Source organism: Sinomonas atrocyanea (genome assembly GCF_030811715.1).
GTDB lineage: Bacteria > Actinomycetota > Actinomycetes > Actinomycetales > Micrococcaceae > Sinomonas > Sinomonas atrocyanea_A.
Window position 1 is genome coordinate 1 of the sequence record NZ_JAUSRH010000015.1, and the last position, 26,565, is coordinate 26,565.

A 26,565-nucleotide genomic window follows, 5' to 3' on the forward strand; every position below is an offset into this window, starting at 1 on the left:
CTTGAACGCCTTCGAGATCGCCTTCGATGGTCGGCTCTCCATCGGCCGCCGCTAGCCAACAAACAACCCAGTTACACCGAAAGATTTACAGACCCGTTCGGGGGCCTAGTTTCTGCCTCCGCTGCGGGGGGTGTTCAGTCGCGGTAGCCCTGTTGGGCGATGGCGTTCTGCGCTTCGGAGAGCTGTTCGCCGAGATCGGCGGCGAGCTGTGCGGCCAGGCGCATGTGCCCGGCCGCGGCGGCGATGTTCAGGACCGGGTCCGAGCCGTCGTCCTGGTACACCTCGTACTCGTCCAGGGAACGTACCAGGCCGTCGGCGAGCTGGTTCAGCGCTTGGGCGAGCATGGGCCCGGCGGCGCCCTTGAGGTTCCCCAGCACCCGGTACACCGTCGGTGCCGGCTGGGTCTCGCTGTGGTGGCAGATGGTGCGGACGGACTCGTAGATGGCGTCGGCCTCCTGGACGACGATCGGGTCCTGGTCCTGGTTTTCGCTCATGTCCGTGTTTCCTCCGGTGCTCGGGGCGGGGTGTTCCCTTGGGTGCAGCTTAGGGCCCGGGTCCGCCGTTCCCCCGGGCGAGGGTCAGCGTCCGTAGCCGCGGGCCGTGGCGGCGTTCGGGGCTCGGGTTGCTGCCGGGTCCGTGCCGACGGCGGCGCCGGCTCGGGCCGGGGGCCTGCGGGTTCCGGGGCTGGTGGGGAAGCTTGCTGCCTGCAGGGCGCGGATCTGGGCGATCTGCGCGGCGCTGAGCTCGGGCTCCGCGCCCGGGGCGGGCAGGGCGCTCGTCTTCTCCTCGAGGCGGGCGGGCTCGGGGTTCTGGGCTGCTGCGGTCCTCGGGGCGCGGATGCTCGCGGAGGCGATGAGCGCGCCGGGGGTAGAGGCGAGGGCGCCTTCGAGGAGGTGGCCTGAGGGGATCCCCCGCCCGTACAGGGCGGCCTGCTCCTGGTCGGTCCCGTCGTACCGCAGGGCGGGGGTGCCCCAGAGGGCGTGTTCGGCCTGGACAGCGGCGTCGGGGTGGGCCTGGGCGACGGCCCGGGCGGCCGCTTCGCTGACGGCCTCGGTCACGGCCTGCACGGCGGTGCGCAGCTCGTCCTCGGTGGGGCCCAGGATCATGGTTGCGGCCTCGACCATCTTGGCGATCCGGTGCTCGCTCAGCTGCCGGGGCAGGATGTAGGCGCTGCCGTCGGTGTCGTGGCACTCCACTGCCTCCTCGAAGGACAGGCGGGGCCTGCGGGCGATGTCCTCGGCTGTGGCGCGCCGCTGGTAGTCCCACTGGAGCACGGCCTCGGAGAGCTGGTGGGCCTCGTGGAGGTCTTCGGGGGTCCATGCCGTCGGCTCGGCGCCGGGGGCGGGGGTGGTGTGCTTTCCGCTCATGGTGTGCTTCCTCCGGTGCTGGCGGGTCGGTGTCTGTGGTGTGGGCGGGTTCAGGAGAAGCGGAACCAGGTGCCGCGGTCTGCGTCGCGGAGGGGCCCGTGGGAGGCGAGGCAGTGGGCCGCGTCGGGGTGGTGGCCGGCGGTGATGTAGTGGCCGGGGGTGACGGGCCCGTTGGTGTAGGCGTCGGGGTTCTCGAGGACGGCCCAGGGCTGACCGTGCTCGGCGGCCTCGGCGCTGGTGTCGAAGCTGTAGTCGGTGTCGGCCTCGATGGGGTCGGGGACGGCGGTGTACTCGTCGGTCCACCAGCGCGGATCGGTTCCGGTGGTCGTGTCGGTCTCGTTCAGCACTGTTCTGTCCCTTCGACGGGAGCCTGTGCCCGGTGGTTGTGGTGGCGGCTGCGCCGGCTGATGGTGACGGGGTTGAAGAGGAGGCTTGCGCCGAGCTCGTCGACGTCGAGCTCGGAGCTGGTGCGGGTCTGGCCGTCCTTGGCCTGGTAGGTGCCGGTGGTGAGGGTGCCGGTGGCGATGACGCGGGTTCCCTTGGCCAGGGAGGCGGCGGCGTGCCGGGCGGCTTCGCGCCAGAGGGTGCAGCGGATGAAGGCGGTCTCCCCGTCCTTCCACTCCCCAGTCACACGGTCGTAGGTGCGCGGGGCAGTGGCGATGGTGAAGTCCGCGACGGGGGTCCCGGCCGGCGTCCGGTCCAACCGTGGCGCGGCGACCAGATTGCCGGTGACTGTCACGGTCTCCCCCGCGCGGTCGGCTTCCCGAAGCTCTATGCCGTGTGTGTTGTTCTCGTGGACGTGGTGGGTGAGCTCGTCGGCGACGGCCGCGGCCGCGCGGACAGCTGCCTGGACGTCGGGGTCTGCCTGGGGCCAGTAGCGCGCTTCGCGCAGCTGGGCGAGGGCGTGCTGGAGGGCGTGCACCTGCGGGTGGGTGCTCTGCGCCGGCTGGGCCGGTGTCGTGGGCTCCGGCCGGGTGGTGCGCCCGTCGATCCAGGCCTGGTCCTGTTCCTCCGTGTACTGGGTCATGGTCTCCTCCTCCCGGTTCACTGTCGGCTCAGGCGGTGGCGCCGACGGCTGCCGCTGCGTCGGAGATCTTCTGGGGCTGGAAGCCGGCCCAGTGGCTGTGGTCGTCGACGACCACGACTGGGGCCATGGAGTAGCCCAGCTCCTCGGTCACGTACTCGAGGGCGGCGGGGTTCTGGGTGAGGTCAACCTCTTGGTAGGCGAGGCCGGCCTTGTCGAGGGCCTTCTTGGTCATGGTGCACTGCACGCAGGCCGGCTTGCTGTAGAGGGTGATGGCGGGGGCGGTGTTCTCCATGGTCGCAGTCCTTGGTTCCGTAGCACTTATGGTTTCGTTCGTCTGATCTGACCGGGAACTAGTTCCCCCGTCTTCATGCTTCAATTCTAGTTTATGGGCGGGTAATTGTGAAGCTTGTTCCCGCCTTTTTACGGGCCAATTCTGCGCATTCGGATGCGTTGGCGCTTCATTGCAATTCCCTTTTCCGGGCGGTTGGTGGGACCGTCATGTCCGGCCGTATGGCCACCCCCGCGGGAGTCTTCGGAATGAAGCCGTCTTTGGGGAGCTGCCCCGTGCTCCGGGTGGGTTCGGCGCCTGCCCTGGCTGTGGCGGTGGTCTGCGCCTGTCCTGTGCCTGGCGTTGTCCTGGGGCCTGAGTTCTGTCGGATCGGCGTGGGAGGATCGGTGCATGAGCGGATTTGGAATTGCTGCGGTGTGGGGGCTCCCCGTGGTGCTGCTGCTGGCGCTGGCATGCCGGCGGCGGGCGGCCGGATCCCGGAAGGGTGCGGCGCGGGCGTGCGCTGCGGGGATCGGCGCGGTCATCGTCCTCGAGTCCGCCTGGATGGCCCTCGCTGGGGCTCTGGGCGATCAGCCGAATGTGCTGATGGTGGTCTTCGGGGTCGTGCTGGCCATTGCCGGGGTCATGGTCAGCTCGGTGTATTGGCGCACTGTGCGCTGAATTCAGGGACGAAGAAGCGGGACGGCGCGGTTCACCACAAACCGCATTTGTATGCCGTCCCGCTTCTTGTTTTCCCAACCACAGGAAATCTAGGGGAATTCTATTTAATTGGTGTCGGCGCCTGCTGGGCGGGGTTTGTCGCTTCTGGGCCTAGTCGGTGCCCTGGGGGCCGGTCTCGTCGTCGGCCGGGCGGGCGATGTCGGTGGGCCCGAAGTGGGGCTGGCCGAAGGCGTCGGCCTCGGTGAGGGCGTTCTGGAGTGCCTGCTCGAAGGGGGTGCCCTCCGGGGTGTCGGGATTGTCCATGGTCTTCAGGGTAGCCGCCGGCGCACGGCGGCCCGGGCGGGGGTGCTGCGCTGGGGCGGCCGGTCCGGGTCGGGCCGTGCTCCGGGCCGGAGCGCGGGGCGCACGGGCCGGCCGCACCGGTTCCCGCGGCCGCCCGGTGTGGGCGGCCGCGGGGCTGTGGGGTCAGGCTCGGTTGCGGCGGTAGGCGGCGTCGGGGTCGAGGGCGATGGGGGCGATCTCGCGGTCGATGAGCTGCTCGAGGAGCAGGGCGAGGCGGTGGCGGGGCTCGTCCTGCCGTGCCCGGTTGATCCAGGCGTGGGCGGCGGTGCCGCGGCCCTGGAGCCAGGACAGCCAGCCGAGGGCGGACAGGATCCCGGCGCGGTGCCCTGCCGGGGTGTTGGCGAGGGCTGCGGTGAGGGCTTGGATGGCCTTCTCGGCCCGGCTCCAGTCCGGGGCGGTGCCGGGCTGGCCGAGCAGCAGGGCCCGCAGCTCGGGCATGGGCTCGTTCCCGGTGGCGATGGTCGCGGCGATCAGGCGGTCGCGGACCTCGTCGGCGCGGGAGAGGGCGGCGGCGAGCTGGTAGGCGTCGGCGGGCAGGAGTACCCGGTCGGCGTTGATCAGGGCGTGCCACCACGCCACGGCGGCGCGGGCGCTCTTGGGGGCGATGGCGGCGATCCGCTCGGCCGCGTCGGGGGCTCCGGTGAAGGGGACGTCGTCGGGGGCGGCGTCGAGGACGACGGAGCCGCGGGCGACCAGCTCGGCGTTGATGAGGCTGTCGCGGACCTGCTCGGCGGTGCCGCCCTGTCCGGGGAGGTCGAGCCGTTCCCAGCCGGTGCCGGTGACGTGAACGCTGGCGAGCAGGCCGATGCCCAGGCACGCGGCCCGGGCGTGGACGTGCGCGCCGATGACGGCGGCCTGTTCCCGGTCGGGGGTGTAGACGGCGACGAAGACGGACTCGGTCGTGGTCGCGCCGGTGGCGAGGTGGAAGACGCGGGCGGCGGCCTCGTCGGGGTCCTGGTCGGCGGTCAGGAGCATCCGCAGGCCTGCGCCGAGGCGCCTGTCGGGGCCGATGGTGATCAGGACGAGGGAGTCCTCGGGGGTGCGGCCGAACTGGTGGTCGATGTGGGCGAGCATCGAGGCGGGGCCGTCGACCTTGAGCGTTGCCTTCATGGTGTCTTCTCCTTGTGGTTGGTGGGCCGGGAGGGTGTGGTGACCAGCCGGTGCCTCTCCCCCGCCCCATCGTTTTTTCGGCTGGCGAACTTGTTCGCTTGCACCCGCGGAGCCGGCAGCAACCCGAAGGGCAAGCCCCGGGCGAATCTGCGGAGGAAACAAGCGACGGAGGAGCGCCGGAGCTGATTCGTCCGGGGCGCAGGCCCCGACGGAGGAGGGGCTTGTGCCGGTGGAGCGGGTGCGTACAATCCGCAGGACAGCCGAAAGAACGATTCGAGGGCCCGGGACCCGGACGGGGCCGGAGCGCAGCGGAGGGCACCAGTGCCGGCCCGGGCCGGGCCGCGCTCCGGGCCGGAGCGCGGGGCGCACGGGCCGGCCGCGCCACGGGCCCCCTTGGCAGGGGGCCCGTGGCCGTGGGCCGCTAGTTGTACCCGGTCATGAGGTTGGTTGCAGTCGGCTGGTGGGGGGTTTGCCTCCGAGTGCGCTGTGACAGCGTTCAGTGTTGTAGTGCTCGATCCAGGGTGCAAGGGCGGCTGTTCGTTGGTCGTTGCTGGTGAACGGCTGGCGGTAGGCCCACTCGGTGGCCAGGGTGCGGTTGAGCCTTTCGACCTTGCCGTTCTGCCAGGGGCAGTGGGGGCGGATGAACTTCTGCCTGATCTCCAGTGCGGCGCAGACGCGCTTGAGGTCGTTGGAGTGGCGGTAGGCGAAGGCGTTGTCGGTCATGAGCCGCTCGATCCGGGCGATGCCCTTGGCCGCGAAGTAGGCCGCGGCGCGTTCGAGGAAGCCGGCGCAGGTGGGGCCCTTCTCGTCCGGGAGGATCTCGGAGTAGGCCAGCCGGGAGTGGTCATCGACCATCGAGTGGACGTAGTCGTAGCCGATCGGGGTCTTGCGGTCGCGGTTTCCCCCGGCCCGGCCGAGGGCGCGCCAGCCTCCGCCCTCGGGGATCCGGCCCAGCTTCTTCACGTCCATGTGGACCAGCTCCCCGGGCCGGGCCCGCTCGTAGCGGACCGCGGTGGACTTCGAGGAGCGGATCGGGTCCCCGGTCATCGGGTCGCACTCGCGCAGGTGCGGCACCCCGTGCCGGCGGAGGATCCGCGACACCGTCCTGGCCGGGACGCCGACTTTGGGCCCGAGCGCGTCCGGACCCTGCCGGTGCTCGGCCCGGGCCGCGAGGACCTTCTGCTCGACCTCGGGTGCGGTCCGGGTGGGCGTCGTGTGCGGCCTCGAGGAGCGGGTCTCCAGGCCGGCCTCGCCCTCGGCCCGGTGCCGGTCGATCCAGGTCTTCACGCACTTGCGGGAGACACCCATCGCCGCGGCGATATGGGCCTGCTTCCAACCGGCCCGGTGCCGGTCGACGATCAGCTTCCGGCCATGGACGGTCAGCCGGGCATTACGGTGGGACATGAGAGCCTCCGGGTTGGAGTGGGCCTTAGACAAGCCACATCCCACCCGGAGGTTCTCCCACGTTCAACCAGACGCGCCGCAACCAACGTCCTGGCCGGGTACAGCTAGGCGTCGTCGGTGATGATGCGCTCGACGTCGGAGGGCTGGTAGCCCCAGTCGGCCAGCTGGGTCAGGTACGCGCGCAGGGCCGCGTTGGGGGCGCGCCAGCAGTCCTTGGGCATGTTCTTCTCGAACCCGGCGAAGGCCAGGGCGAGCAGGGGCACGTGCGGCCGCCCGGGGTGGGTGGCGGCGTAGTCGGCAATCGCGCTCCCGTTCCAGTCGTTCTCGACCGCGCACCCGGCGAGCGTCGCGGCGAGGGAGGAGTCCCGCTCCCCGGCGATGCGGTGGTGCTCGGTGAGGGCGGCGGCGAGGAACTGCGCCCAGCCCTTGGGGGCGCTCTTGCGGGCGAGCAGGTCGTGGACCCATGCGCGGCGGACCTTGGTCGCGGACTCCATGGCCTTGTTGTTTGCGATCAGGGCCTTGCGCTCGGCCTTCTGCTCCTCGGTCATCGGCCCGGTCTGCCGCTCGGTGCTGCGGTAGGGCTCGCGGGCGGTGTAGCCCTGCTCGGCCCAGCCGGTGATGCCGAGGCTGGCCTGCACGGTGCCGTCCCAGTGGTGGCGGAGGCTGACCGCGTTGGCCGCGTCCTCGTCGGGGTGGTTGCCCTCCGGGTCGGTGAGGTAGGACAGGCCGACGGCCTCGTCCTCGCGGCTCCAGCCCACGTGCTCCACGACCGTGAGGCCGCGCGCCTCGTACTCGGCGGCGGCCGCCGCGAGCTGGCGGGCACGCTCGCGCTCGTCGCGCAGGCGCTGGGCGGTGTGGTCGAGCATGTCGGGCCGGTCGGCGATCACGTCCTCCAGCATCGCGGTGGCCTCGGTGTCGTCGGCGAACTCGGCCAGGATCAGTGCCTGGTCCACGGTGTGCCCGGCGACGAGCGCGGCCGCTGCGGTGTCGTCCGTGCGGGCGGCGATGGCCTTCTCGACGGCGGTCCTGTCGGCCCCGGCGCGCTTGGCGATCTGCGCGGCGGGGACGCCGAGCAGGGCCAGCTGGTGGAACGCCTCGGCCCGGTCGGCCTCGGTCAGTCCCTGCCGCTGCTCGTTCTCCGCGACCTGCGTGGCGAGCCGGTCGGCCTCCTCGGGGGTGGCTGTGACATAGACCGGGACGGTGTCCAGCCCGGCCTGCACGGCGGCGAGGGTGCGGCGCTGGCCGTAGAGGACGCGCAGGGCGGCGTCCTCGGTGCGGCACGCCACGATGGGGACGAGGACGCCGTTGGCGGCGATGTTGGCCACGAAGGCCTCGGTCAGGGCCGCCTCGCGGCGGACGTTGGTCTCGGTGAGCAGCTGGGTCGGGTCGACGAGCTCGATGGTCTGGGTCATGGCTTCTTGGCTCCTGTGGTGGTCACTGGGGTCTGTCCGGGAGGGGGTGCCCCGGCCCCTCGCGGGGCCGGGGCACCCGTGTGCGGTCAGGCGACGGAGAGCTCGGTCTCGAAGTAGTCCTCCGCGACCCGGAGCAGGGCGGCGGGCACGTCGGCCTCGTCCCCGTCAGGGGTCGAGCCGAGGAAGACCGCGTCCCCGGCGAAGAGGTCGCACGCCGGTACACCGGCCTCCAGCAGCAGGAACGCTGCGTGGAGGTTGGGCCTGAGGCCGAGGATCTTGCCCTCCGCGTGGAGGTAGACGTGCGCGGAGCCGAAGGCCACGGCCTCGATGTCGCCCCCGACGAGGCCCTGCAGGGTCGGCAGGTCCGCTGCGATGGTCTCCACGCGCGGGGCCGCCGTGCGCCCGGCCGGGACGATGAGGGCCTTCACGATGCTGGTCATGGTGTGTCTCCTTGTGGTCGGTGGGCCGGGGGGCTGTGGTGACCAGCCGGGCTCCCCTCCCCCGTTCGTTTTTCGGCTGGCGAACTTGTTCGCTTGCACCCGGCCGGGACCTGCTACCCGAAGGGCGGCGCCGCCGGGAAATCTGCGGAGGAAATAAGCGACGAAGGAGCGCCGGAGCAGAATTCCCGGCGGTGACGGCCCCGACGAAGGAGGGGCTAGCCGGTTCCGGGCGGGTGCGTACAATCCGCAGGACAGCCGAAAGACGAAGAGAATCCCCGGGGCATGGACGGGGCCGGAGCGAAGCGGAGGCACCGGCCATGCCCCGGGGCCACAGCCCGAGCGCAGCGAGGACCGAATCCCCAGGGCGCAGCGGAGGGCATCAGCGCTGGCCGGGACCAGGCCGGCTCCGGGCCGGAGCGCGGGGCGGCCCTTCGTGCCTGCTGTCCTCTTCGCTGCGGGCGACGCCATGGCTAGCATGGCGGCCATGGAGTCTTTCGCCTCGGGGCGCGTGCGCCGCTGATGAAGCAGCTCTGACCCGTCGGCAGCGCCGACGGAGGGCTGTTCCCTCATGCCCGTATTCCCCCGACGAAAGGCAGACTCCCATGCTCACACGCCCGTACAGCCCCAGTGATGGGCCACGGATCCTCGAACTCACCCTCTCCGTCTTCGGACCGTTCTACGAGGACTCGTTCCGCCCCCTGGTCGGCGAGGTGGTCTTCACGATCCAGCACGGCAATTGGCGCGAAGACTACGAGAAGACGGTCCCCGGCCTCCATAACCCCGCGAACGGCAGGCACGTGGACGTCGCCGAGGACGACGGCCGGATCGCCGGCTACGTGGCCTGGCGGGTCGACCCGGAACGGGGGCACGGCGCGATCGAGATCCTCGCCGTGGACCCCGTCAACCGGCGTGCGGGCCTCGGCCGGGGCCTTTGCGAGCACGCCCTGGGACGGATGAAGGCCCTCGGAGCGCGGATGGTGGAGATCGGAACCGGCGGCGACCCGTTCCACGCGCCGGCCCGGGCGCTCTACGAGAGCCTCGGCTGCATCCAGCTGCCTGTGGCGGTCTACTTCAAGGAGCTGTAGCCCAGCCCCGTTACCTTTCTCGTGGCTCCTTGATCCGTGAGGATGAGGGTGTTGGCCGGTCGGGTTCCGGCATGACGTTCTGCCCCCAGTCGTCCATGATCCGGGGGGTGTTGTCACCGGGCCCGTCTTGGCGGTCGCGGATCGCTGATAGAGGCACGACCCAAGTAGTTCCAAGGGACCTTCGTAACGTGGATGCCGAGCGTGATCGCCTTGACCGGCCACTGCCTGACGGGAGCGGGAAGGAGAGCGCATGGGAGTGTCCGGGAGCCTGCCGGCAGTGTTCGTCGGGCTCGATGTCGGAAAGTCAGATCACCACGCCGTTGCCCTGGGCGTGGACGGGAAGGCCCTGCTGGACCGGGCCCTGCCCAACGACGAGGCCAGGCTCCGGGCCATCCTCGCAGGCCTCGCCGAACACGGCCCGGTGTTGATGGTCGTGGACCAGCCGGCCACCATTGGGGCCCTGCCGGTCGCGGTCGCCCAGTCCATGGAAGGGGTCGAGGTGGCCTACCTTCCCGGGCTGGCCATGCGCCGGATCGCGGACCTGCACCCAGGTTCGGCCAAGACCGACGCCAGGGACGCGCTGATCATCGCCGAGGCCGCCCGGACCATGCCCCACACACTGCGCCAGATCCGGGCGGACGAGGAGCAGATCGCCGCCCTGGCCCTGCTGGCCGGGTTCGACGACGACCTCGCGCAGGAGGCCACCGCGGTCTCGAACCGGCTCCGCGGCCTGCTCACCCAGATCCACCCCGCCCTCGAGCGCGCCCTCGGGCCAAGGGTCGCCCACCCGGCGGTGGCGGACCTGCTCACCCGCTACCCGACCCCCGCCAGACTCAAGGCGGCAGGGCGCGGGCAGGTGCGGGCGAGGCTGAAGAAGCACGCCCCGCGCCTGGCCGAACGGCTCACCCAGGAGGTCTACACCGCCCTGGGCGAGCAGAGCGTCACCGTGCCCGGCACCGACGCCGCCGGGGTCGTGATCCCGATCCTGGCCGAGCAGCTCGCGACGCTCACCCGCCAGCGGGACGAGGTAGCGGCCCAGGTCGAGGCCCTCGTGGAGGCCCACCCTCTTCACGAGGTCCTGACCTCGCTCCCCGGAGTCGGGGTCAGGACCGCAGCGAGGATCCTCACCGAAGTCGTGGGCAAGGACTTCAAGGACGCCGCCCACCTGGCCTCCTACGCCGGCATCGCCCCGGTCACCCGAAGATCCGGGACTTCGATCCGCGGCGAGCACGCCCCAAGGGGCGGGAACAAGCGCATCAAACGCGCCCTGTTCCTCTCGGCCTTCGCCTCACTGAGCCACCCGCCGTCCAGGGTCTACTACGACCGAAAACGAGCCCAGGGCAAACGGCACAACCAAGCACTCATCGCCCTCGCCCGCCGCCGCTGCGACGTCCTCTTCGCCATGCTCCGCGACGGCACCCTCTACCAGCCCCCAGCCTCCGCCGCGGCTTGACGAAAACCATAGAGGCACCCCCCCGCCCGCTGCGCAGACAGACCGGCACGGCGGGCCCTCTTCCACGACAGCCGGGCCCCGCGGACTGGGATCCCTGGCCACACGCGGCGTCAGAACAGGAGCGAGATGGCCTCGGTTATGGCCGCTCCGACCAGCGTGGAGACGGCGGCGAACGCGAGGGCGATGACCGAGGCGATGGCCTTCTCGGGACCGGACCACGGCCGTGTGCCTGTCCTGCCGGTGTCCTCGATGATGGCCATGCTCCCCTGTTCCCCGTTCCGCCGTGGTCGAAGCCGATCGTACGGCAGCCGGAGCTGCAGCTGGGTCTGGGTCCGAAGGGGCTGCACCGTGCCGCCGCCGTCGGGGGACGGCGAAGCCCCCGGCCATGGCTGGGGGCTTCGCCGTTCTTGCGCGTCTACTCCCCCGGCGAGGGGTGTGATTGCGACGGGATCGACAGTAGCAGTCGCGGCTTTGCGGGCTGGGGTCAGCCTGCCTTGACGAGGGCGAGCTCGTCCCAGTGGGTGGTCGCGCGCGGGGAGAGCTTCTGGCGCTTCATCTGCCATTGCGGGCCGGGACGGAGCCCGCCGTGGCCGAGCCCGACCGAGCCGCCGCCGAGCTTCCTGTTCACCTGGTCGACGAGCTCGGCGATGCCCTCGTCCTCGTGCCGGAACCGGAACGGCTCGAACGCGCACTGCCCGTCCGCTGGGCGGAGGTCGGTGAGCATGATCCCGGCCCTGGCGTACCGGGTGCCCTCGTGGAGCAGGGGCAGGATCCGCCCGGCGGCCTTGGCGAGAACGACCGGGTCCGAGGTCGGGGCCGCCAGGGGCACGAGCATGTTCGGGAAGTCGCGCTGGGCGGCGAAGTGCGAGGTGCCGGCGAACACGGTCAGCAGCTTGGCCTTCTGGTGGTGCCTGACCAGCCGGGCGGCGGCCTGCTGCCCGTAGACGGAGAGGACCTGCCGCATCCCCTCCCGACTGGTGACCGGCTCCGAGAAGCTCCTGCTGAAGATGAGCTGTTCCTTCCCGATCCGCTCCTCCTCGAGCGTGATCGCCGGGGTGCCGGCCAGTTCGAGGACGGTGCGCATGACGACGACGTTGAACCGAGCCCGGATCGCAACCGGGTCCGCGGCCCGCAGCTGCGCGACCGTGGTGATGCCCTGGGCGGCCAGGCGCCGCTCCAGCCGGGAGGCGATGCTCCACACCTCCGACACCGGCAGCCTCGCCAGGAGGGCGTCGCGCCACTCGGGCCGGGTCGAGTCCCACACGCACACCCCGTCGAACACGGGCAGCTTCTTCGCCGTCCTGTTCGCCAGCTTCGCCAGCGTGAACGTCCGGGCGATCCCCACGCACACAGGAACGCCGACGAGCCGGCGCAGGGTGTCTTTGACCTCCCGGCCGAAGGCTGCCAGGTCCGTCTCCGCCGAGCGGGGGCCGAGGAGGAGGAAGGCCTCGTCGATCGAGTACTGCAGGGTCGGGGCGAACCGTTCCAGGACCTCCATGACGCGGCGGGACATGTCCCCGTAGAGCTCGTAGTTCGAACTCCTCGCCTGCAGCCCGGTCATGGCGGCGCGGGGCTGGAGCTTGAACCACGGCTCGCCCAGGGGGATGCCGAGGGCCTTGGCCTCCTTCGACGCCGCGACCACGCACCCGTCGTTGTTGGACAGGACCACCGTGGGCACGCCCTCCAGCGAGGGGTCGAAGACCCGCTCGAACGACGCGTAGGCCGAGTTCACGTCGACATGCGCGACGAGGGCCGGGTGGGGCTCAGTCGGCACGTCTGGGCCCCTTGGACGTGGCCGATTCGTGCATCTGATGCGAGCTGCCGCGGGCCCGGAGGTGGTGGATGCAGAAAGTCGCCACCCCCCAAATGAGGAGGTCGGCGGCCTCGGGGACGGGGATGTCCGGGTAGGCAGGGTTCGCCGAGCGCAGCACCACTCCCCCAGGGCCCGTGGCGAGGCGCTTCACGGTCAGCTCACCGTCGAGCACGGCCACGACGACGTCGCCGTCCTTCGGGGTGAGGGAGCGGTCCACGAGCAGCTCGTCGCCGTCGCTGATCCCGGCCCCCTCCATCGAGTGCCCGGCCACCCGCACCACGAACGTTGCGGCCTGGTCCTTCACCAGCTCCGCGGTCAGGTCGATCGGCCCGTCGTACCAGTCCTGCGCCGGTGACGGGAACCCGGCGGGGACTGCCACGGGCGCGTGCAGCAGCGGCAGGGGTGAGGCCGCCACCGGGAACACCAGCACCGAAGACATATGCGCACCTTCTCCGGTTGAATCGAAAACTTATTCCCAAGGATAGGTCCCGGTGCCGACAGGCGAACCGGGGATGCGGCAGAGGGTGCCCCGGGAAACCCTGAACCGGTCCCCGGGGCACCCTCTGGGCGGCGCCTGTCGTTCCTGGTGCCGCTACTCGCAGGCGACCCCGTCGCGGTCGCGGTCCAATTTGGTGCTGTAGCCGGGCTGGCCGGCGTACAGGGGTGCCGCGCCGGCGGCCCGGGCCGCCGCGCAGTTCGCGTAGTACACCCCGGCCGGGGCAGGAGCCGGCGCAACGGGGGCGGGCGCAGGCTGGGCAGGGGCAGGAGCCACCGGGGCCGGGGCTGCAGGTACTGCGGGAGCAGGAGCAGCCTTGGCGGGCGCCTTCTGGTCCGTGGGGACCTGCTGGTCCGGGCAGGAGGCCAGGACCCGGGCGATCGCGTCATGCTCGGCCCGGGTCACCCACAGGCCGTAGGTCGCCTTCACCGAGACCTGCCTCGCTACGTACTGGCACCGGTACGACCTGTTCGACGGCAGCCACGTCGCGGCGTCCCCATCGCCCTTGGCCTCATTCGTCGGCCCGTCCACCGCCAGCAGGTTCAACGGGTCATTCGCCAGCGCGGTGCGCTGGGCGGCGGTGAGCTGCTGTGCCCCCTTCTGCCACGCATCCGACAGGGCCACGACGTGGTCGATCTGCACCGCCGTGCTCGTGCCATTCCCGCGCACGAAGCCGATCGCCTTCCCCGTGCACGGGTCGTCGAGGGTGCCGGAGGCGATCCGGCACCTGCTCCCGGCCGTGTACGCCGTCCCTGTCAGGTCGCGGGCGAGGATGTCGTTGCGGGTGTCGCACCCGTTGTGGTCCACGTCCGCCCACGCCTGGCCGAACTGGTCACGGGTGTACCCGGTCTTCGGGGCCCGGCCCTTCACCGGCAGCGTCGCCAGCAGGTCCACGGCCTTCGTCGCGTAGGCCGGCTGCGCCTTCGGGGCCGAGCCGTCGGCCGCGACCACGGTGTCCGGGTCCAGCGGCTCCCCCGACGTGGACGCTGTCGGCGACGCCGTGGCCGTCGGTGAAGCAGACACGACGGCCGGCGCCGTGGACAGCGTGGGCTGCGCCTTCGCAGCCGCGGACGCTCCCCCGCCGCACCCGGACAGCAGGAGCGCCAGGGCTCCGCCTCCTGCCAGGACGATGCTCTTCACCGCCCGGCCCCTCCGGCCGTCGGTGGATGACCCGGCAATGGCCGGCTGCGTAGTGCTCATGTTCGGTTGTCCCCCAAATAGGTCTTCCAAGAATCCCGGCCCAGCGGTGCGAATGCGGGGCCGACAGGGGTGACTCTAGGTGCGCGCACCGACAGCCCACGCCCCTGAGCGTGGAAGTCCCGGCAGTGTCCGCGTTCACCGAGGCGGTGCTGTTGCGTCAAGGGTGATGCTGTTCGAGTGTCTGGGCCTGGCGGGGTGGAAGGGGCCAGTAGGGCCCCAGCGCCTCCTCGAGGAGCTCCGCGGCATGGGGATGGAGGCTCCCTGCCTCCCGGGCGCGGCGCTGCCGCCACAGCCAGGCACCCAGACTCCGCTCCCCCGCCGACGCCGACGGGCCGGCACCGGGCAGACGCCCCTGCTCAGCCTTGAACACCCCGAGGCGCTCCAGCTGCGGCATGAACCGGCGCAGCTCAAGGGCGCTCAGCCGCGCCGGCCCCGTTGTCAGATCCGGGGCTGACGTCGGGGCCGGCGGGACGGCCGGGACGAAGCCGCTCAGCTCGCGCACCTGAGCGAGCAGGTCATCCCGCTCGGCAGGTCCCGAGTCAGTCATCACCCTCAGGGATGTCCGCTGCACCGGCGCGTTCGGCCGCACGGCGGTAGGCCTCAGCAATGAACTCCTCCAGCATCACCCGCTCGATCCGCCACTGCCCCCGGCCGCCGATCTGGATCGCACGCAGCTCCCCGCTCCGCACCAGCGCAAGCGCCTGCGAGGCGGAGATCTGCAGCTCCTCCTGGACGTCCTTCAGCGTCAGGAACCGCGGCCCAGACCCGCCCTGCATCACCCGCTGCTCAACCCCCTCAGCCATAGGCATCATCCCGGTCCCTCTGGCAAGGCACAGGATTGCTCGCTGACCACGCTCCGGCGGAGCGCACACAGCTGTAGGCGACGCTTCCCAGGACGCACTCACCTACTGGCTTTACTTTCATTGCAGGCTTCGCTGTCATCCTGAGATCTTGCGGCCCGGCTTGAGCCGTCGAGGGTTTCCCTCGTATTTCTGCCCGTCATTGTGTAGCTGTTCCCGTCGGGCCACTTCGTTCATCAATGCGAGCTCGATGAAGTCCGACCACGACTCATCGCCTTCCACGCCCGAAGTAGCCCTGTAGGCTGCACGGGCTCTATCCCTATCTGATGAGTCCATATAAAAGGTGACCTGCGCGCGACGACTCTTGGGCACGGTCTCTACAACAGGTTCAGTGCGGTGCCCTTGTTCCTGCTCGATTGAGCGAGCAGGGTTCTCAGGGGCAAGATCTTGCTCAGGTGTCTCGGGCACGACAGCGGGTCGATTGCTTCGCAGGAGGTTCCTGACCTTGCTCGGGTCACGGGGAGGCAGACTCAGTGCGGGCCGCATGTCGCTCATGCGCTCACCTTCCTCGTCTCGGCGTTGGTCAATCGGCCGACTAGTTCCTGCGCAACTCGATGGAGGTCTTCAGCTACTCCCCCGGCTGATCGCGGACCGGCGATCGCCGCTGCGGCTCCTCGCACCACCTCATACCACTTGGGTCCGTCCTTGACGCTCTTCTCGAGCTCGTGGGCAAGCATGCCCCGCTCACGCATCGCGGTGGCAGTTGCTTCAGCAAAGCGGACGCTGGAATCGAACAAGACCTCCCCCGTACCGAAGGCCTCCGCGATCTTCTCTCGTGCATCGCGTCGGACCGCAGTGGCACCCGTGGTGGTGGCAGTCAAGACGACCCCCAGCAGGTCAAGTTCCGGATTCACGTCAGTGACCGTGTCCAACCTCTCAGCAACGCTAACCAGTCCCTCTCGGCTGGCTTTGTCTGTATGGGTGGGCACCAGCGCCCAGGCTGCGGCCCCCAGAGCGGCGATTTGGAGGGACTCGTTGCCCGGAGGGCAGTCAATCAAGATGATCTCGAAGTCTCGTGCGATCGGCGAGAGGCCCTTCGCAAGAGACAGCTTGGCTCCGCTCGCGTCCTTCTGTCCCTGTGCGAAAAGGCCAGCGGCAGCTGCATCGAGGTGAGCACCTCCAGGGACGACGAAGAGGTTCTCTCGTTCCGTTCGGCGCGGCACGATCGCTGATCCGAACATGAGCGCAGCTGCCAGCTCCCTCCCCTGATCGTCTGTAGGGGTCCTCGCATACCCGAGGTCGATGCCGAGATTGCCCTGCGGGTCCATGTCCACCACGAGCACGCGGTAGCCGCTGGCGGCAAGGAGTCCCCCAACGTTCGATGTGAGTGTCGTCTTCAGCACTCCGCCCTTGCCGTTGATGAAGGCGATCGTCCTGTCCAGAGCTGGTCGATCGATGGCGTGTTCCATGCGATGCCTTCTTTACTGTCAAAGCACCTATTGGTGCTGTTGGTGCCATTGCCGTCTTTGCTCCCAGCCTATCCAGTGCGGGCATTAAAGTTAGTGAGGTCATAGCCCGTGTCGCCCTCAATGCCCCTATGGCCCTCGTTGCCGTCACTACAGGCACCGCCCTCGTTGCCGTCACTACAGGCACCGCCCTCGTTGCCGTCACTACAGGCATTACAGTCAAAGACTGCACACGCAGCTCAGCGCGGGGCAGACGTAGCAACAGGATTACTTGCTTTACAGGTAATGCCTCCCGCGACGTTCCCGCGCCCCTGGCCGGGGTTGTCGACGCGGGGAAACCCATGAGTCCGCCGGCCAAATCCGGATTACTTGCTTTACAGGTAATGCCTGGCGTCATACGTCTCCCTGCTGCCTCTCGAGGCGCGTCAGTAGCGCAGCATGAGGATGAAGCACGGATTACTGTCAAAGCCAGTTTTTCCAACCTCATCCATGCGGCTCGTGCTTCAGCGAGGCTGGCGCGATTCGCTGTCAATGACAGTAGAACCTTGGACGGGCTGCCGAGGCTCTCGCCGACTCGCTTGAAGAAGAGTGGACCTGCTCGCAGAGCCGCAACCACTGTCTTTACCAGTATTGCTGGCAATCAGGGAGCGCGAACCCGAGGGATGTGAGAGAAGGTATTGCGATCATTGAGGGTGATGCCGGCATTGCCAGTATTACTCCCCGGCGGCTAAAACCAGTATTACAGGCATTGCCAGTAATACTCGTGAGCCAGTCGTTGAGAAGGAACCCGCTGTAATGGTGGCCGCATGCTCAAGGGGGAGCGCCCCTCTCACACCAGCCTCGGTTGCGGGTTCTCAAGCTGCGTTCCAGAGGGCTGGTATGGAGGTGTCGTCGGGGGGCATCCAGTATTCGTCGCGTTCGGGGTCGTGGATGTCTGTCTCGGTGGGGTTGTCGGCGGGGTTGTGGCGGTCGAGGTAGGCGTGCCAGGCGGCGCGTTGGAGGCGGTGGAGGGTGATCTGGGCGGCGACGTCCTGGTCGACGCCGAGCCGGCGGGCGAGGCGGGGGAGGCTTGTCGTGTGGGTGATGTGCCAGCGCTGGCCTGTGTCGCGGTGGATCATGCCGTAGCCGGCCATCTCGGCGAGGACGTTCTCGGCGGTCGTGCGGGAGATGCGGGCGTGCCGGACGATATCGGCCGTGGTGGGGGAGTCCTTGGCGCGTTCTATCGCCTCATAGGCCAGGGCTGCGGCATCGCCGAGCTTGCGGAAGACCGGCCTGATGCCGAAGATCTTCCCCTTGCGCCAGGTGAGCTGTCGGGCGAGCTCCTGGTGCTGTTCTGGGAGGGCGATGAGGTAGACGTCGGCGTGCTTGTGCCGGGCCTGGGCGATCCTGGTCACGATCCCGTCGGACAGTGCGGCGAGGCGGGGGAGGAGGCGGGCAATCGTCCCGTGGTGCTTGCCCAGTGCGGTGGCAAAGGTCCGGCAGCCGACATCCAGCACGTCCGTCTCCATGGCCCTCATGTATCCGAGGAGTGCTCGCAGCAGGAACCGCAGGCTGAGGCCTTCACGCCCCAGAGCAGCGAACCGATCATCGAGCACTGAGTAGAGGACGTTCTCGAGATCGTTCACCAGCTGGTGAACTGAAGCAGCCGATGCTCCCCCCCCGGTGGGTTGAGTGGGGCTTGTGTCGGATTTACGGGTACTCGTTCTTCCGACGCCATCGGTGGTTCTCTGCAGGGCCTTGGTCCATTCCCGGTCCAGGAGCTTCTCGAGCTGGCGGGGGGACTGGTACAGGGCCGCGAGGCCGGGGAACTGGCCGGTGAGCTCGCTGCGGACCTGCTCCAGGGTCCACCCGCAGGCGGCCAGGTGCGTCAGGACGGCCATGCGGGCCTCGGAGGCGCTGGGGTAGCGGGCGGTGTCATAGAGGCCGGTGACGGCGGTCGCGCGCAGGGGGGACTGCCACCCGCCCCGCGGTGCCGCCGCGGCCTCCGCTTGGTCGCCGCAGGCCGCGTCCTTCCGCGGGCCCTGATTGCCGAGGGCAGCGCGGCGGCCGGCCTGCTCGCGGCCGCGGCGCAGCTCCGGGGCCAGGGCCCGGCGGAGGGCCGCGAGCTGCGCAGTCCCGTTGCGGCGGCGCAGGATGTCGTAGGCAGCGCTCAGCGGGGTCACCAGCTCCTGGTGGCCCCCGCGCTTGTGCAGGGTCCCGGGGACGCGGATGCAGCCGGTGCTCGGGTTCTGGTGCGGGCTCGGGTCCAAGCTGGGGGCCAGCCGGGCCAGGGCGTCGACGAGCTCCCGCGCCTGCGGGCCGGGCAGCCGCTCCTCGAGCGGCACGTACAGGTGCCGGCCGCCGCTGGGGGAGACGTCGTGGACGTACCGCAGCCCGCACCCGGTCAGCAGGGCGCCCAGGCGCTCGGCGTCGCCGTCGACGACCGACTGGGCTGCCTTGGAGGTATCCAGGTCCAGGCACAGGGTCGCCACGGAACCATCCGCGCCGTGCACCAGGACCGCTGCAGGGGTCCTCGGCAGCGCTGCCGAGATCGGCACGGGGGAGCCGGGGTACTGGAACTTTCCCCGGATCCAGCGGCCTGCCCGGAACGCAGGCTGGCCAGCGATCAGCGGCGCCAGGGCCCAGGCATCCCTCGGTGGAACGGGGCCCGAGGGGACGGCGGGGACGACACGCCCATCACGGGCTGCAGGCAGGGGAGGTGACAGAACGGCAGCGTGGGCTACCATAAGAGGGCAGACTCCTTCCGGGGTATGCAAAGGGACCCACCCGCAAGGGAGGGTTTCGGATCCATCACCGGGTCGCCGGCAAGCAAAGCGGTGATGGGAGACTTTTGAGGGCCCGCTGTTCAGCGGGCCCTCAGTCGTTTAAGACGCCCGGGCGATAGGCAGTGCCTCCTGCGCCGAGCTGATCGAATCGAGATCAGCGGACTTTAGGTAGTCGTGAACGATGTCGACGATGACTTGGCCCCGGTCGCCGCCACGGATGGCAACCAGATGGTCAAGGGCCCTCATGTCATCGACAGGGAAACGGACAGTAGTCGCCTTGCGGTCGCCTCGATGTGGCTGCGGCATGAGCTTCTCCTCCTTCAGTCCTTGTCCCTCATCAAACATGAATCAGGTTCCGAACTAGCTGAACCTGATTCGGCGTGTCGCGCGGCCTCTTCTAACATGTGGCCGTGTCGTGCGCTCATGGACAAGAGCGCACGTTGCTCCCCTGTTCATCAGACAGGCCCCGACTGACGCCGGGCGGCACCTTCGGTTCCAGTCACTGAATCACTGTTTCAGTAGCCTACCCGATGATCGGAGGCCTGTTGAGGGAAGTCCGGGCTGCGACTTGCGGCACGGCACAGAGAGCCCTCGCTGATACAGTGATCCACCGGTACGTGGGAGGTTCGCTAATGACTGCTCCGGTCCAAGAGCTCCGGCCGGAGTCACCGGCAGAGATTGTCGCTGCCCTCGGTCTGGAACCGAGCTCGACGTTGCAGGACATTGCTTCGCGCGTGGCTGGAATCTACGGCAAGCGGCTGATCTTCGAAGGCCTCAAGGAGGAGGGCTGGGGGAGCCTCACGGCGCTTTGGGTGGATCAGGCCGACCAGGGACTCATCTTCTACCGACAGAGGGACCCGCAGGTGTATCGGGCCCACTGCATCTTCCACGAGTTCGGTCACATCCTCCTCGGCCACTATTGGTGCAGCGCCGGCCAGCACATGGGGATGAATCTGTGGGGAGACGACCCGGTATATGCCCGCACCCTTGAGGTTCTGGGGGACGCGGCCAGGACGAACGAGGTAGAGAAAGCGGCTGAGGACATCGCCTTCCTCTTGGGGCGGATCCTTCACAGGCCTGATTCCGAGACGGCCCGTTTCAGCGCGGTGTTCGGATGATCCAGCTGGCATGGACAGTCTTTCCGATTCTTCTGGGCCTCGTTCTGCTCCTCCGCATCGGCGCTCTGGTCCAGGAACGCCGGATGCCGAGTCCAGCCCTGGTCTCGGCCCTGCTTGGCTTTGCGGCTCTGTTCACGGTGGGGTTTGCCGTCCCTGAGAGCGTGGTGGACTCGTGGCTGGGCGGGACGAACCTGCTGCACCTGGTCCGCAATCTGCTCTTTCTGAGCTCGATGTGGTTCCTTCGTCGGGCAATCTGCCTCGTCCTGGATCGTCCGAGCGGGAGGAGCGACCCCGTCCCGCTTCTGCTTCAGATGCTCGCGATGGCAGTGTTCTTCGCAGCCTCGCCTCGGGGCGCGACGACCCGCTGGTTCATCCCGGAATACGTTCATGAACCCGGCATCTGGGCATACGCCAACGTCTACATGGCTGCAGTCCTGTGGCTTGCGGTGGACATCATCCGACTCGTTCGGAGAGCCAGCCGGCCAGCGCGGTGGTTCTGGTGGTTCTCGGCCGGCGGTGTGCTGATCTCAGCGGCCTCCGTGGTCGAACTCGTCTACATGTCCGTCGTGCCCAGGCTCGGGCGCGACTCCAGTCTTGCGCAGAGCCTCTACCCGTGGTTCACCCCGCTTCTCTATTCGGGGATCGCGGCCATCGTCCTTGGGCTGTGCATCCCCCCGGTGATCACCTTGGCGAGGCGGACTGAACTTCCGCTTCGGCTGGTGAACGCCCGGGCGAGTGTCGCCTGTGCTCCACTGACGGGTTGCCGCCATTCCACTGCACGGGCGCTCGTGAGCGGCTTCTTGGCTGCCGATCCCCGTGGAGAGGTATACGACACCATGATCCAGCTCAGGGACGGCACCATGATTCCCGAAGTCTCACTGACCGCGCCACAGCTCGCGCTGCTCGCGGACTTGGAGCAACGCTTCCCGTATGACCAGATGGCGATCGCCATCCCGAACGAAGTAAGGCCTGATGAAGCACGCCCGTAGTGTGGCCCGGTTCTGCACCGAGGTGTTCCAGCCCCCTGCCGTGGTGAGCTTCCTGCTCATCGTCGCCGGCATCCGCAGCTCGACGGGATCTCTTGGGATCTGGTGCGGTGTGATCGCTGCACTCTTCATGTGCTTGATGCCGTGGCTGGCCGTGGTCCTGCTGGCAAGGAGAGGCCGACTCAGTGATCACCATGTGGGAGACAAGCGGCAGCGCCTTCCGGTTCTGCTGGCCACGCTCGGCTCGACAGTCTTGGGCTCCGTGATCCTCGTGGCAATGGGGGCCCCGGCCCTGGTCTTCGCCGTCCTGGTGTCCTTCGTCGCAGGGATGGTCTTCATGATGGCGGTAAGCCCATTCTGGAAGGTCTCGGGGCACGCTACTGCGTTGAGCGGGGCGGTCGCAGTGCTCATCCTCATCTTCGGCCCAGGCTTCTTCTGGCTGCTCGCCCTCCCGCCCCTCATCGGGTGGTCTCGGGTGCATCTCGGGGACCACAGCGTCAATCAGGTGTTCGCCGGGACGATCGCGGGCCCTTTGGTGATCGGGTCGGTTCTGGAGTTGATGACGCTATGACCACGGGGAAGACCCAGAAGCCAAAGATGGCAGGAGAGGGCCTTTGAACAGCCAGCCGCTCACTGATCGGGAGGTCCTGGCCTCCAAGTTGAAGCTTCTCCTCGACCTCGAGGAGCAGCGGAGTGGGGGCGCCCTGCTGTTCCCCCGGATAGAGAAGGCGATGGCCGAACGGGGCGTGCGTCTCACGCGCGTCCGGTGGTACCGGCTCCGGACAGGCTCCCCGGACAACAAGTGGGACCCTCACCTCCTCGAGTCCCTGGCCGATTTCTTCGGCGTTCCTGCGAGGTACCTGCTCGAGCGGGAGGCACAGCTTCCACCGGACCTGCAAGCCAAGGTGGAGCTGCTGGTGGCCATGAGAGCTGCGGAAGTCCAGGGGGTGGCTGCACGGATCGTCGGAGAGGTGTCCCCTGAGGCCCTCACTGAACTCGCCCGCCTCTTGGACAAGCACCGGAGACCCGGCACCTGACTGTCCCGCAGCAGCGTTGTGACAGGGCTGTAAACCTCGGATAGGCTCTACTGGAACACTGTTTCAGTAGAGCCTATCCGAGGTTTGGGATCAGATGCCGACGACCACAACGAAGAGGGTGGCCGATTCCGTCGCCGGCGGGGGGACCGAGTCAGTCGCGGCCGAGCAGGTGCTGCATGAAGGCCCTGTTCCGGCCCTGCAGAACCTGCTCGTCGAGGATGTAGACGGGCCCACGGCGGCTGCCATCTGCCTCGGCGAGGCGGAGGAGGCCCTCCCGCCTGAGGACTTGGACATGCTGGTACACCTGCCGGTAGTCCACATCCAGGCGCGCTGCCGATTCAACCGTTGTCGACCCCTCCGGATGGAGGGCCAAGTCCCTGATGACCTCCGCGCGCAAGCTGTTGACCTGGAACACGCTCATGGCCGCCCTGGCGTCTTCAGACGGGGCGATGGAAGGCGTATAGCGGCGCGGCACAGGTTCATTCTCTCCCACCATCCCTCGCGGCGATTCCCACAAGCATCATCAAAAAACGGATGCTAACATCATGTTAAAGATGATATTAGATCATCCTCGGCCAAGAGGACGTCGTCGACAGGAAGGCATCCATCGAACGCGGTGTTCCGCTTCGACGACATCTCCGGGGGGGGGAGGGTGATGAACGGGAGTAAGGTCGCGGCCGGAGCTGCCGCCGCCGTGCTGGCTGCACCGCTGATGCTGGTCGGCGCGGTGGTGATCCTGGGCGGGAACAGCGCCCAGGCGGGAACGTGCACAGCGCCGGCGGTGACCGTCGACGGGACGGCGACGCCTGCCAACGTCGCCGGCTTCGAGGGGAGCCAGCTGCGGAACGCCGCAGTGCTGATGGAGGACGCGAAGAAACTCGGCCTGCCCGTGGCCGCGCAGGTCCTGGCGGTGCAGGCCGCGATCGGCGAGTCGACGCTCCGCAGCATCGACTACACGGACGCCGCGGGCACCGTCAACGGCGTCGCCGTCACGATCGGCATCCTCCAGCAGGACGACTCCTACGGCCCCCGCGCGGACCGGCTGGATGTGGCGAAGGCGGGCACGGGGTTCCTGTCCCGGCTCAAGGACGTCCCCGGCTGGGAGTCGCTGGAGCCGACCATCGCGATCCACCGGGTCCAGCGCAACGCCGACCCCCAGCACTATGCGAAGTACCGCGACGCCGCGCTCCAGGTCGTGCAGTCGCTCTCCGGGGCCAAGGTGTCCGCCGGGGAATGCGGCGGCGGCGCCGCATCGGGCGCAGGCGATGACCTGCCGTGGGGCCACGGGCCCGTCGACGTCTCAAATGATCTGGGCATGTACACGCGCGAGTGCGTGGACTTCGCCCTGTGGCGGGTCAACCAGGCCTACGGCTCGACCTCGGCGCCCTTCAGGTTCACCAACGCCGGCTTCCGCGGCGACGGACAGGTGCTCGGCAACGCCGCGACCTGGCTGGACGGCTGGGAGGCGAAGGGCTGGCCGGTCGGGACGACCCCCCGTGCGGGGGCGGTCGTCTACTACGCCCCGGGCGTGGGCGGCGCCGGCGACCAGGGGCACGTGGCCGTGGTGAAGGCCGTCAACCCGGACGGGACCTTCCTCGAGGAGGGCTACAACGGCAACCTCCCCCCGGACGACCACACCTACTACACCCGCACGGTGCGGGACGGGACGCCCACGGCCTTCCTGTACGTGCCGCAGAAGGGATGATCCGCATGCTGCAGAAGACCATGGCCGCCGCGGCCGGGGCCGCGCTGGCCCTCGCCTGCGCCGCGTGCGCCCCGGCCGCCCCGACGGCGCAGACGGCCCATGCCCCCAGCGCGACGCCGACGCCCTCGTGGACGTCCTCGCTGAGCGGGGGCGAGCACGCCCAGGCCCAGAGCGCCCCGCCGCTGCCCGTCCCCTCGTGGGACGCCGCCGGCGAGCAGAGCGCGAAGGACACGGCCTCGAAGGCCATGGCCCTGTTCGCCCGGCCCCGGGTGGACCAGCGGCAGTGGATCACGGACCTGGCGCCGATGCTGTCCCCGGCGTACCGGGTCGAGGCCGAGTACATCAACCCGGCCCGGGTGCCTGTGGGCAGGGTCCTCTCCGGCCCGGCCCTCCAGGCCTCTCCGGGGGACCCCATGACCGTCAAGGCGGTCTTCACGACCGATGCGGGGGAGTGGGCCGTCCTCCTCCACCGCACAGCAGCGGCGCAGCCCTGGCTCGTCCAGGACATCGCCTCCAAGGACGCCTGAGAACAAGGAGAGAACCCAGATGGCGATCGACAAGAGCAGGATCCGCGAATTCCCCCCGGTCAGCATCACCATCAGCGGTGAGGACAGCGGGGAGCTGCTCATCGGAGCATCCCGCCAGACCGTGGCCGGCGGCAGCGAGGTCGAGGTCCGACGCGAGCTGCTGGGACTGGTGGTCGCGCACGCCCGCACGGGCGGCTCCCCGGTCAGGGTCACCACCCGCGACCAGGAGAGCATCGGCGTGCTGCTGGTCTCCCCGGAAGGGCAGATCGAGGAGGAGTACTCCGAGTCTCTGGACGAGACGGTGGAGCCGGTCCCGGCCGGCGTGGAGACGCCCCGGCCCAAGCCCCAGGCCCGGCGTGGAGAGGGGCCGGCTGCCGAGTCGGCAGCCCCGGGCAGGGCTGCGGACAGCTTCGACAGCATCGTCAAAGGCCTCGAAGAGGGCGACCCAGCGCCTGCTGAGCCTGCAGCTCCCGCCGATCCTGAGGCTCACGTCGAGCCTGCCCCCGCGGCGGTGCGCAGGTCCCTGCGGGATTCGCAGTCCTTCCTCGCAGTGCAGGACAACATCGAGCCGGCCAGGAAGGGCTGGCAGGGCAGGGTGAACAATCTCGGGCTCTCCCTCGGCCCGGGTGCTGCGGAGCTCGCCGAGCGCGCGGACGAGCACCTGGTCTCCCGCATCTACTCGGGCCCGCGCACCATCGCCGTGGTGAACCAGAAGGGCGGGGCCTCGAAGACGCCGACGGCGATCTGCCTCGCGGCCGTCTTCGGCCGTGCCGGCGGCTCGGTGCTGGCCTGGGACAACAACGAGACCACCGGTTCCCTGCCGTGGCGGGTGGAGCGCGGCGACCACGCCCGCTCGGCCCTGCACGTGCTGGAGCGCTCGTCCCATCTGCTCTCCGACACCGCCCGCGCCGCGGACGTCAACGCCTTCGTCCACCGCCAGGCCGCCGACAAGTACGACGCGCTGTTCTCCGACCAGGACATCGACGGCGAGCACGAGATCACGGCCTCCGAGGTCGACGTGCTGCACGCGGTCGCGTCGAAGTACTTCAACGTGATCCTGATGGACTCGGGCAACAACCACCGGGCCGCGAACTGGCGGCAGATGATCGGCCACACGGACCAGCTCGTCGTCACTGCGACCACGGTGGAGGACAGGGTCGAGGGGGCCCGCCTGACCCTGCAGGGCCTGGCCGGCCGCGACGGGCGCACCGCGCAGCTTGCCGCGGACGCCGTGGTGATCGTGTCCCAGGAGCAGCCCGGGCACGAGAAGCTGGCCCAGCTGCACGCCGAGAAGTTCCGCCCCTACGTGCGCGAGGTCCATGTGATCCCGTTCGACCCGGCCCTCAAGGACGGCGTGATCCACTTCGGTGCCCTCCGTCCCGCGACGCAGCGGGCCTGGCTGGCCGCGGCCGCATCGGTCGCGAAGGGCCTCTGATGGCTGCCGCCGCCCGCCCTTCCGCCTCGAAGTGGCTCCAGGCCCTCGAGGCCGCGCCGGAGCTCGCAGCGGCCCCGGCGCTCCGGGAGGCCCCAGCCGGTCCCACTCGGCCGCAGCGGGGCGTGCGGCAGGTGTCGGAAGCCGGCGTTCCCCGCGCCACCGTCGCGGGACCGTCCCCGTCCGTGTGGGTCATGGGGGCCCACGGCGGGGCGGGGGAGAGCACGACGGCGGCGCTGATAGAGGGCGCGGTCGCCACAGACCACGCGTGGCCCGTCCGCCAGAACGATGACGGCCAGGGGCGCGGCGGCCAGGACGTGGTGCTGCTGGTCTGCCGCTCGAACGCTGCCGGGCTGCGCGCCGCCCAGCTCGCCGCCATCGAGTACGGCTCCGGGGCCCTGCCGGGGTCGCTGGCCGGGCTCGTGGTCATGGCCGATGCCCCCGGGCGGCTGCCGAAGGCCCTGGCCGACCGGCTCCGGCTCGTCGCCGGTGCCGTGCCCCACCTGTGGCAGGTGCCCTGGGTGGAGGGCTGGCGCCTGACCGGGACGCCGGACCCTGCCTCGCTGCCCCCATCGGTGCGCAGCGTCCTCGACAAGATCCGGCTGCACACCGCCGCCGGCAACCAGTGAAG

At 69.5% G+C, this 26,565-nt stretch carries 31 protein-coding genes; 11 read left to right on the top strand and 20 right to left on the bottom strand.

The annotated features are described in order from the left end of the window. Nucleotides 1–134: 134 nt before the first annotated feature. The 5 genes from J2W21_RS17625 to J2W21_RS17645 form a co-directional block, all read right to left on the bottom strand. A complete protein-coding gene (locus tag J2W21_RS17625) occupies nucleotides 135–494 on the bottom strand; it encodes a hypothetical protein (protein WP_307115823.1) in 360 nt (119 codons plus the stop codon). Between the two features lie 84 nt (nucleotides 495–578). After that, nucleotides 579–1,367 (bottom strand): hypothetical protein, encoded by a 789-nt coding sequence (locus J2W21_RS17630; protein WP_307115824.1) that lies wholly within the window; start codon nucleotides 1,365–1,367, stop codon nucleotides 579–581. Between the two features lie 50 nt (nucleotides 1,368–1,417). Continuing rightward, nucleotides 1,418–1,714 carry a hypothetical protein gene (locus tag J2W21_RS17635; protein ID WP_307115825.1) on the bottom strand — a complete coding sequence of 99 codons (297 nt, stop codon included), beginning with the start codon at nucleotides 1,712–1,714 and terminating at the stop codon, nucleotides 1,418–1,420. After that, complete coding sequence (gene ssb, locus J2W21_RS17640; RefSeq protein WP_307115826.1) at nucleotides 1,708–2,394, bottom strand: single-stranded DNA-binding protein; 687 nt, start codon at nucleotides 2,392–2,394, stop codon at nucleotides 1,708–1,710. Before ssb ends, J2W21_RS17635 begins: the two co-directional genes overlap by 7 nt. A 28-nt stretch (nucleotides 2,395–2,422) precedes the next feature. Beyond that, entirely contained in the window at nucleotides 2,423–2,686 is a 264-nt protein-coding gene (locus J2W21_RS17645) for a glutaredoxin family protein (RefSeq protein WP_307115827.1), read from the bottom strand. Nucleotides 2,687–3,073: 387 nt separating this feature from the next. Between J2W21_RS17645 and J2W21_RS17650 the strand changes: the two genes are divergently transcribed. Beyond that, nucleotides 3,074–3,343: a hypothetical protein gene (locus J2W21_RS17650; RefSeq protein WP_307115828.1), complete on the top strand. Its 270-nt coding sequence runs from the start codon at nucleotides 3,074–3,076 to the stop codon at nucleotides 3,341–3,343. 150 nt (nucleotides 3,344–3,493) lie between these two features. Here J2W21_RS17650 and J2W21_RS17655 read toward each other — a convergent pair whose 3' ends face one another. The 5 genes from J2W21_RS17655 to J2W21_RS17675 form a co-directional block, all read right to left on the bottom strand. After that, complete coding sequence (locus J2W21_RS17655) at nucleotides 3,494–3,646, bottom strand: hypothetical protein (RefSeq protein ID WP_307115829.1); 153 nt, start codon at nucleotides 3,644–3,646, stop codon at nucleotides 3,494–3,496. A gap of 162 nt (nucleotides 3,647–3,808) precedes the next feature. Then, a complete protein-coding gene (locus tag J2W21_RS17660; protein WP_307115830.1) occupies nucleotides 3,809–4,795 on the bottom strand; it encodes a DUF4192 family protein in 987 nt (328 codons plus the stop codon). A 435-nt stretch (nucleotides 4,796–5,230) separates the two neighbouring features. After that, nucleotides 5,231–6,199, bottom strand: a complete 969-nt coding sequence (locus J2W21_RS17665) for an IS481 family transposase (RefSeq protein WP_307115831.1) — start codon at nucleotides 6,197–6,199, stop codon at nucleotides 5,231–5,233. 104 nt (nucleotides 6,200–6,303) lie between these two features. Further along, the gene (locus J2W21_RS17670) at nucleotides 6,304–7,611 is read right to left on the bottom strand and encodes a ParB/RepB/Spo0J family partition protein (RefSeq protein ID WP_307115832.1); all 1,308 of its coding nucleotides are present in this window, start codon (nucleotides 7,609–7,611) and stop codon (nucleotides 6,304–6,306) included. 86 nt (nucleotides 7,612–7,697) lie between these two features. Continuing rightward, nucleotides 7,698–8,051: a DUF3846 domain-containing protein gene (locus J2W21_RS17675; protein ID WP_307115833.1), complete on the bottom strand. Its 354-nt coding sequence runs from the start codon at nucleotides 8,049–8,051 to the stop codon at nucleotides 7,698–7,700. Between the two features lie 602 nt (nucleotides 8,052–8,653). On the opposite strand from J2W21_RS17675, the gene J2W21_RS17680 reads away from it, so the two are divergent. Beyond that, nucleotides 8,654–9,136: a GNAT family N-acetyltransferase gene (locus J2W21_RS17680; protein ID WP_307115834.1), complete on the top strand. Its 483-nt coding sequence runs from the start codon at nucleotides 8,654–8,656 to the stop codon at nucleotides 9,134–9,136. A gap of 250 nt (nucleotides 9,137–9,386) precedes the next feature. After that, on the top strand, nucleotides 9,387–10,589 hold the full coding sequence (locus J2W21_RS17685; RefSeq protein WP_307115835.1) for an IS110 family transposase: 1,203 nt from the start codon (nucleotides 9,387–9,389) through the stop codon (nucleotides 10,587–10,589). Nucleotides 10,590–10,699: 110 nt separating this feature from the next. Here J2W21_RS17685 and J2W21_RS17690 read toward each other — a convergent pair whose 3' ends face one another. The 9 genes from J2W21_RS17690 to J2W21_RS17725 form a co-directional block, all read right to left on the bottom strand. After that, the gene (locus J2W21_RS17690) at nucleotides 10,700–10,849 is read right to left on the bottom strand and encodes a hypothetical protein (protein WP_307115836.1); all 150 of its coding nucleotides are present in this window, start codon (nucleotides 10,847–10,849) and stop codon (nucleotides 10,700–10,702) included. A 224-nt stretch (nucleotides 10,850–11,073) separates the two neighbouring features. Next, the gene (locus tag J2W21_RS17695; protein WP_307115837.1) at nucleotides 11,074–12,363 is read right to left on the bottom strand and encodes a Y-family DNA polymerase; all 1,290 of its coding nucleotides are present in this window, start codon (nucleotides 12,361–12,363) and stop codon (nucleotides 11,074–11,076) included. After that, nucleotides 12,353–12,841, bottom strand: a complete 489-nt coding sequence (locus J2W21_RS17700) for a LexA family protein (RefSeq protein WP_307115838.1) — start codon at nucleotides 12,839–12,841, stop codon at nucleotides 12,353–12,355. Before J2W21_RS17700 ends, J2W21_RS17695 begins: the two co-directional genes overlap by 11 nt. Nucleotides 12,842–12,994: 153 nt before the next feature. Beyond that, nucleotides 12,995–14,098: a GmrSD restriction endonuclease domain-containing protein gene (locus J2W21_RS17705; protein WP_307115839.1), complete on the bottom strand. Its 1,104-nt coding sequence runs from the start codon at nucleotides 14,096–14,098 to the stop codon at nucleotides 12,995–12,997. A gap of 157 nt (nucleotides 14,099–14,255) precedes the next feature. Next, the gene (locus J2W21_RS17710; RefSeq protein ID WP_307115840.1) at nucleotides 14,256–14,645 is read right to left on the bottom strand and encodes a hypothetical protein; all 390 of its coding nucleotides are present in this window, start codon (nucleotides 14,643–14,645) and stop codon (nucleotides 14,256–14,258) included. After that, the gene (locus J2W21_RS17715) at nucleotides 14,638–14,901 is read right to left on the bottom strand and encodes a helix-turn-helix domain-containing protein (RefSeq protein ID WP_307115841.1); all 264 of its coding nucleotides are present in this window, start codon (nucleotides 14,899–14,901) and stop codon (nucleotides 14,638–14,640) included. The genes J2W21_RS17710 and J2W21_RS17715 overlap by 8 nt, the downstream gene beginning before the upstream one ends. 135 nt (nucleotides 14,902–15,036) lie before the next feature. Continuing rightward, a complete protein-coding gene (locus tag J2W21_RS19825; RefSeq protein WP_373423127.1) occupies nucleotides 15,037–15,453 on the bottom strand; it encodes a ParB family protein in 417 nt (138 codons plus the stop codon). Then, nucleotides 15,450–16,367 carry a ParA family protein gene (locus tag J2W21_RS17720; protein ID WP_307115842.1) on the bottom strand — a complete coding sequence of 306 codons (918 nt, stop codon included), beginning with the start codon at nucleotides 16,365–16,367 and terminating at the stop codon, nucleotides 15,450–15,452. The genes J2W21_RS19825 and J2W21_RS17720 overlap by 4 nt, the downstream gene beginning before the upstream one ends. 851 nt (nucleotides 16,368–17,218) lie before the next feature. Continuing rightward, nucleotides 17,219–18,901, bottom strand: coding sequence for a hypothetical protein (locus J2W21_RS17725; protein ID WP_307115843.1), 1,683 nt, complete (start codon nucleotides 18,899–18,901; stop codon nucleotides 17,219–17,221). A gap of 860 nt (nucleotides 18,902–19,761) precedes the next feature. Between J2W21_RS17725 and J2W21_RS17730 the strand changes: the two genes are divergently transcribed. From J2W21_RS17730 to J2W21_RS17745, 4 genes are read left to right on the top strand one after another with little or no spacing between them, the layout of a single operon-like run. Further along, nucleotides 19,762–20,247: a hypothetical protein gene (locus tag J2W21_RS17730; protein ID WP_307115844.1), complete on the top strand. Its 486-nt coding sequence runs from the start codon at nucleotides 19,762–19,764 to the stop codon at nucleotides 20,245–20,247. Then, nucleotides 20,244–21,236, top strand: coding sequence for a hypothetical protein (locus J2W21_RS17735; RefSeq protein WP_307115845.1), 993 nt, complete (start codon nucleotides 20,244–20,246; stop codon nucleotides 21,234–21,236). Before J2W21_RS17730 ends, J2W21_RS17735 begins: the two co-directional genes overlap by 4 nt. Further along, entirely contained in the window at nucleotides 21,220–21,804 is a 585-nt protein-coding gene (locus J2W21_RS17740) for a hypothetical protein (protein WP_307115846.1), read from the top strand. Before J2W21_RS17735 ends, J2W21_RS17740 begins: the two co-directional genes overlap by 17 nt. A 43-nt stretch (nucleotides 21,805–21,847) precedes the next feature. Beyond that, the gene (locus J2W21_RS17745; protein WP_307115847.1) at nucleotides 21,848–22,270 is read left to right on the top strand and encodes a hypothetical protein; all 423 of its coding nucleotides are present in this window, start codon (nucleotides 21,848–21,850) and stop codon (nucleotides 22,268–22,270) included. A gap of 151 nt (nucleotides 22,271–22,421) precedes the next feature. Here J2W21_RS17745 and J2W21_RS17750 read toward each other — a convergent pair whose 3' ends face one another. Continuing rightward, nucleotides 22,422–22,691 carry a transcriptional regulator gene (locus J2W21_RS17750; RefSeq protein WP_307115848.1) on the bottom strand — a complete coding sequence of 90 codons (270 nt, stop codon included), beginning with the start codon at nucleotides 22,689–22,691 and terminating at the stop codon, nucleotides 22,422–22,424. A gap of 234 nt (nucleotides 22,692–22,925) precedes the next feature. Between J2W21_RS17750 and J2W21_RS17755 the strand changes: the two genes are divergently transcribed. The 4 genes from J2W21_RS17755 to J2W21_RS17770 are packed head-to-tail and all read left to right on the top strand — an operon-like array spanning nucleotide 22,926 to nucleotide 26,563. Further along, nucleotides 22,926–23,975 (top strand): CHAP domain-containing protein, encoded by a 1,050-nt coding sequence (locus J2W21_RS17755; protein ID WP_307115849.1) that lies wholly within the window; start codon nucleotides 22,926–22,928, stop codon nucleotides 23,973–23,975. Nucleotides 23,976–23,980: 5 nt separating this feature from the next. Next, entirely contained in the window at nucleotides 23,981–24,502 is a 522-nt protein-coding gene (locus tag J2W21_RS17760) for a hypothetical protein (RefSeq protein WP_307115850.1), read from the top strand. Nucleotides 24,503–24,521: 19 nt separating this feature from the next. Continuing rightward, on the top strand, nucleotides 24,522–25,937 hold the full coding sequence (locus tag J2W21_RS17765) for a MinD/ParA family ATP-binding protein (protein ID WP_307115851.1): 1,416 nt from the start codon (nucleotides 24,522–24,524) through the stop codon (nucleotides 25,935–25,937). Beyond that, nucleotides 25,937–26,563 carry a DUF6668 family protein gene (locus J2W21_RS17770; RefSeq protein WP_307115852.1) on the top strand — a complete coding sequence of 209 codons (627 nt, stop codon included), beginning with the start codon at nucleotides 25,937–25,939 and terminating at the stop codon, nucleotides 26,561–26,563. Before J2W21_RS17765 ends, J2W21_RS17770 begins: the two co-directional genes overlap by 1 nt. Nucleotides 26,564–26,565 lie beyond the last annotated feature (2 nt).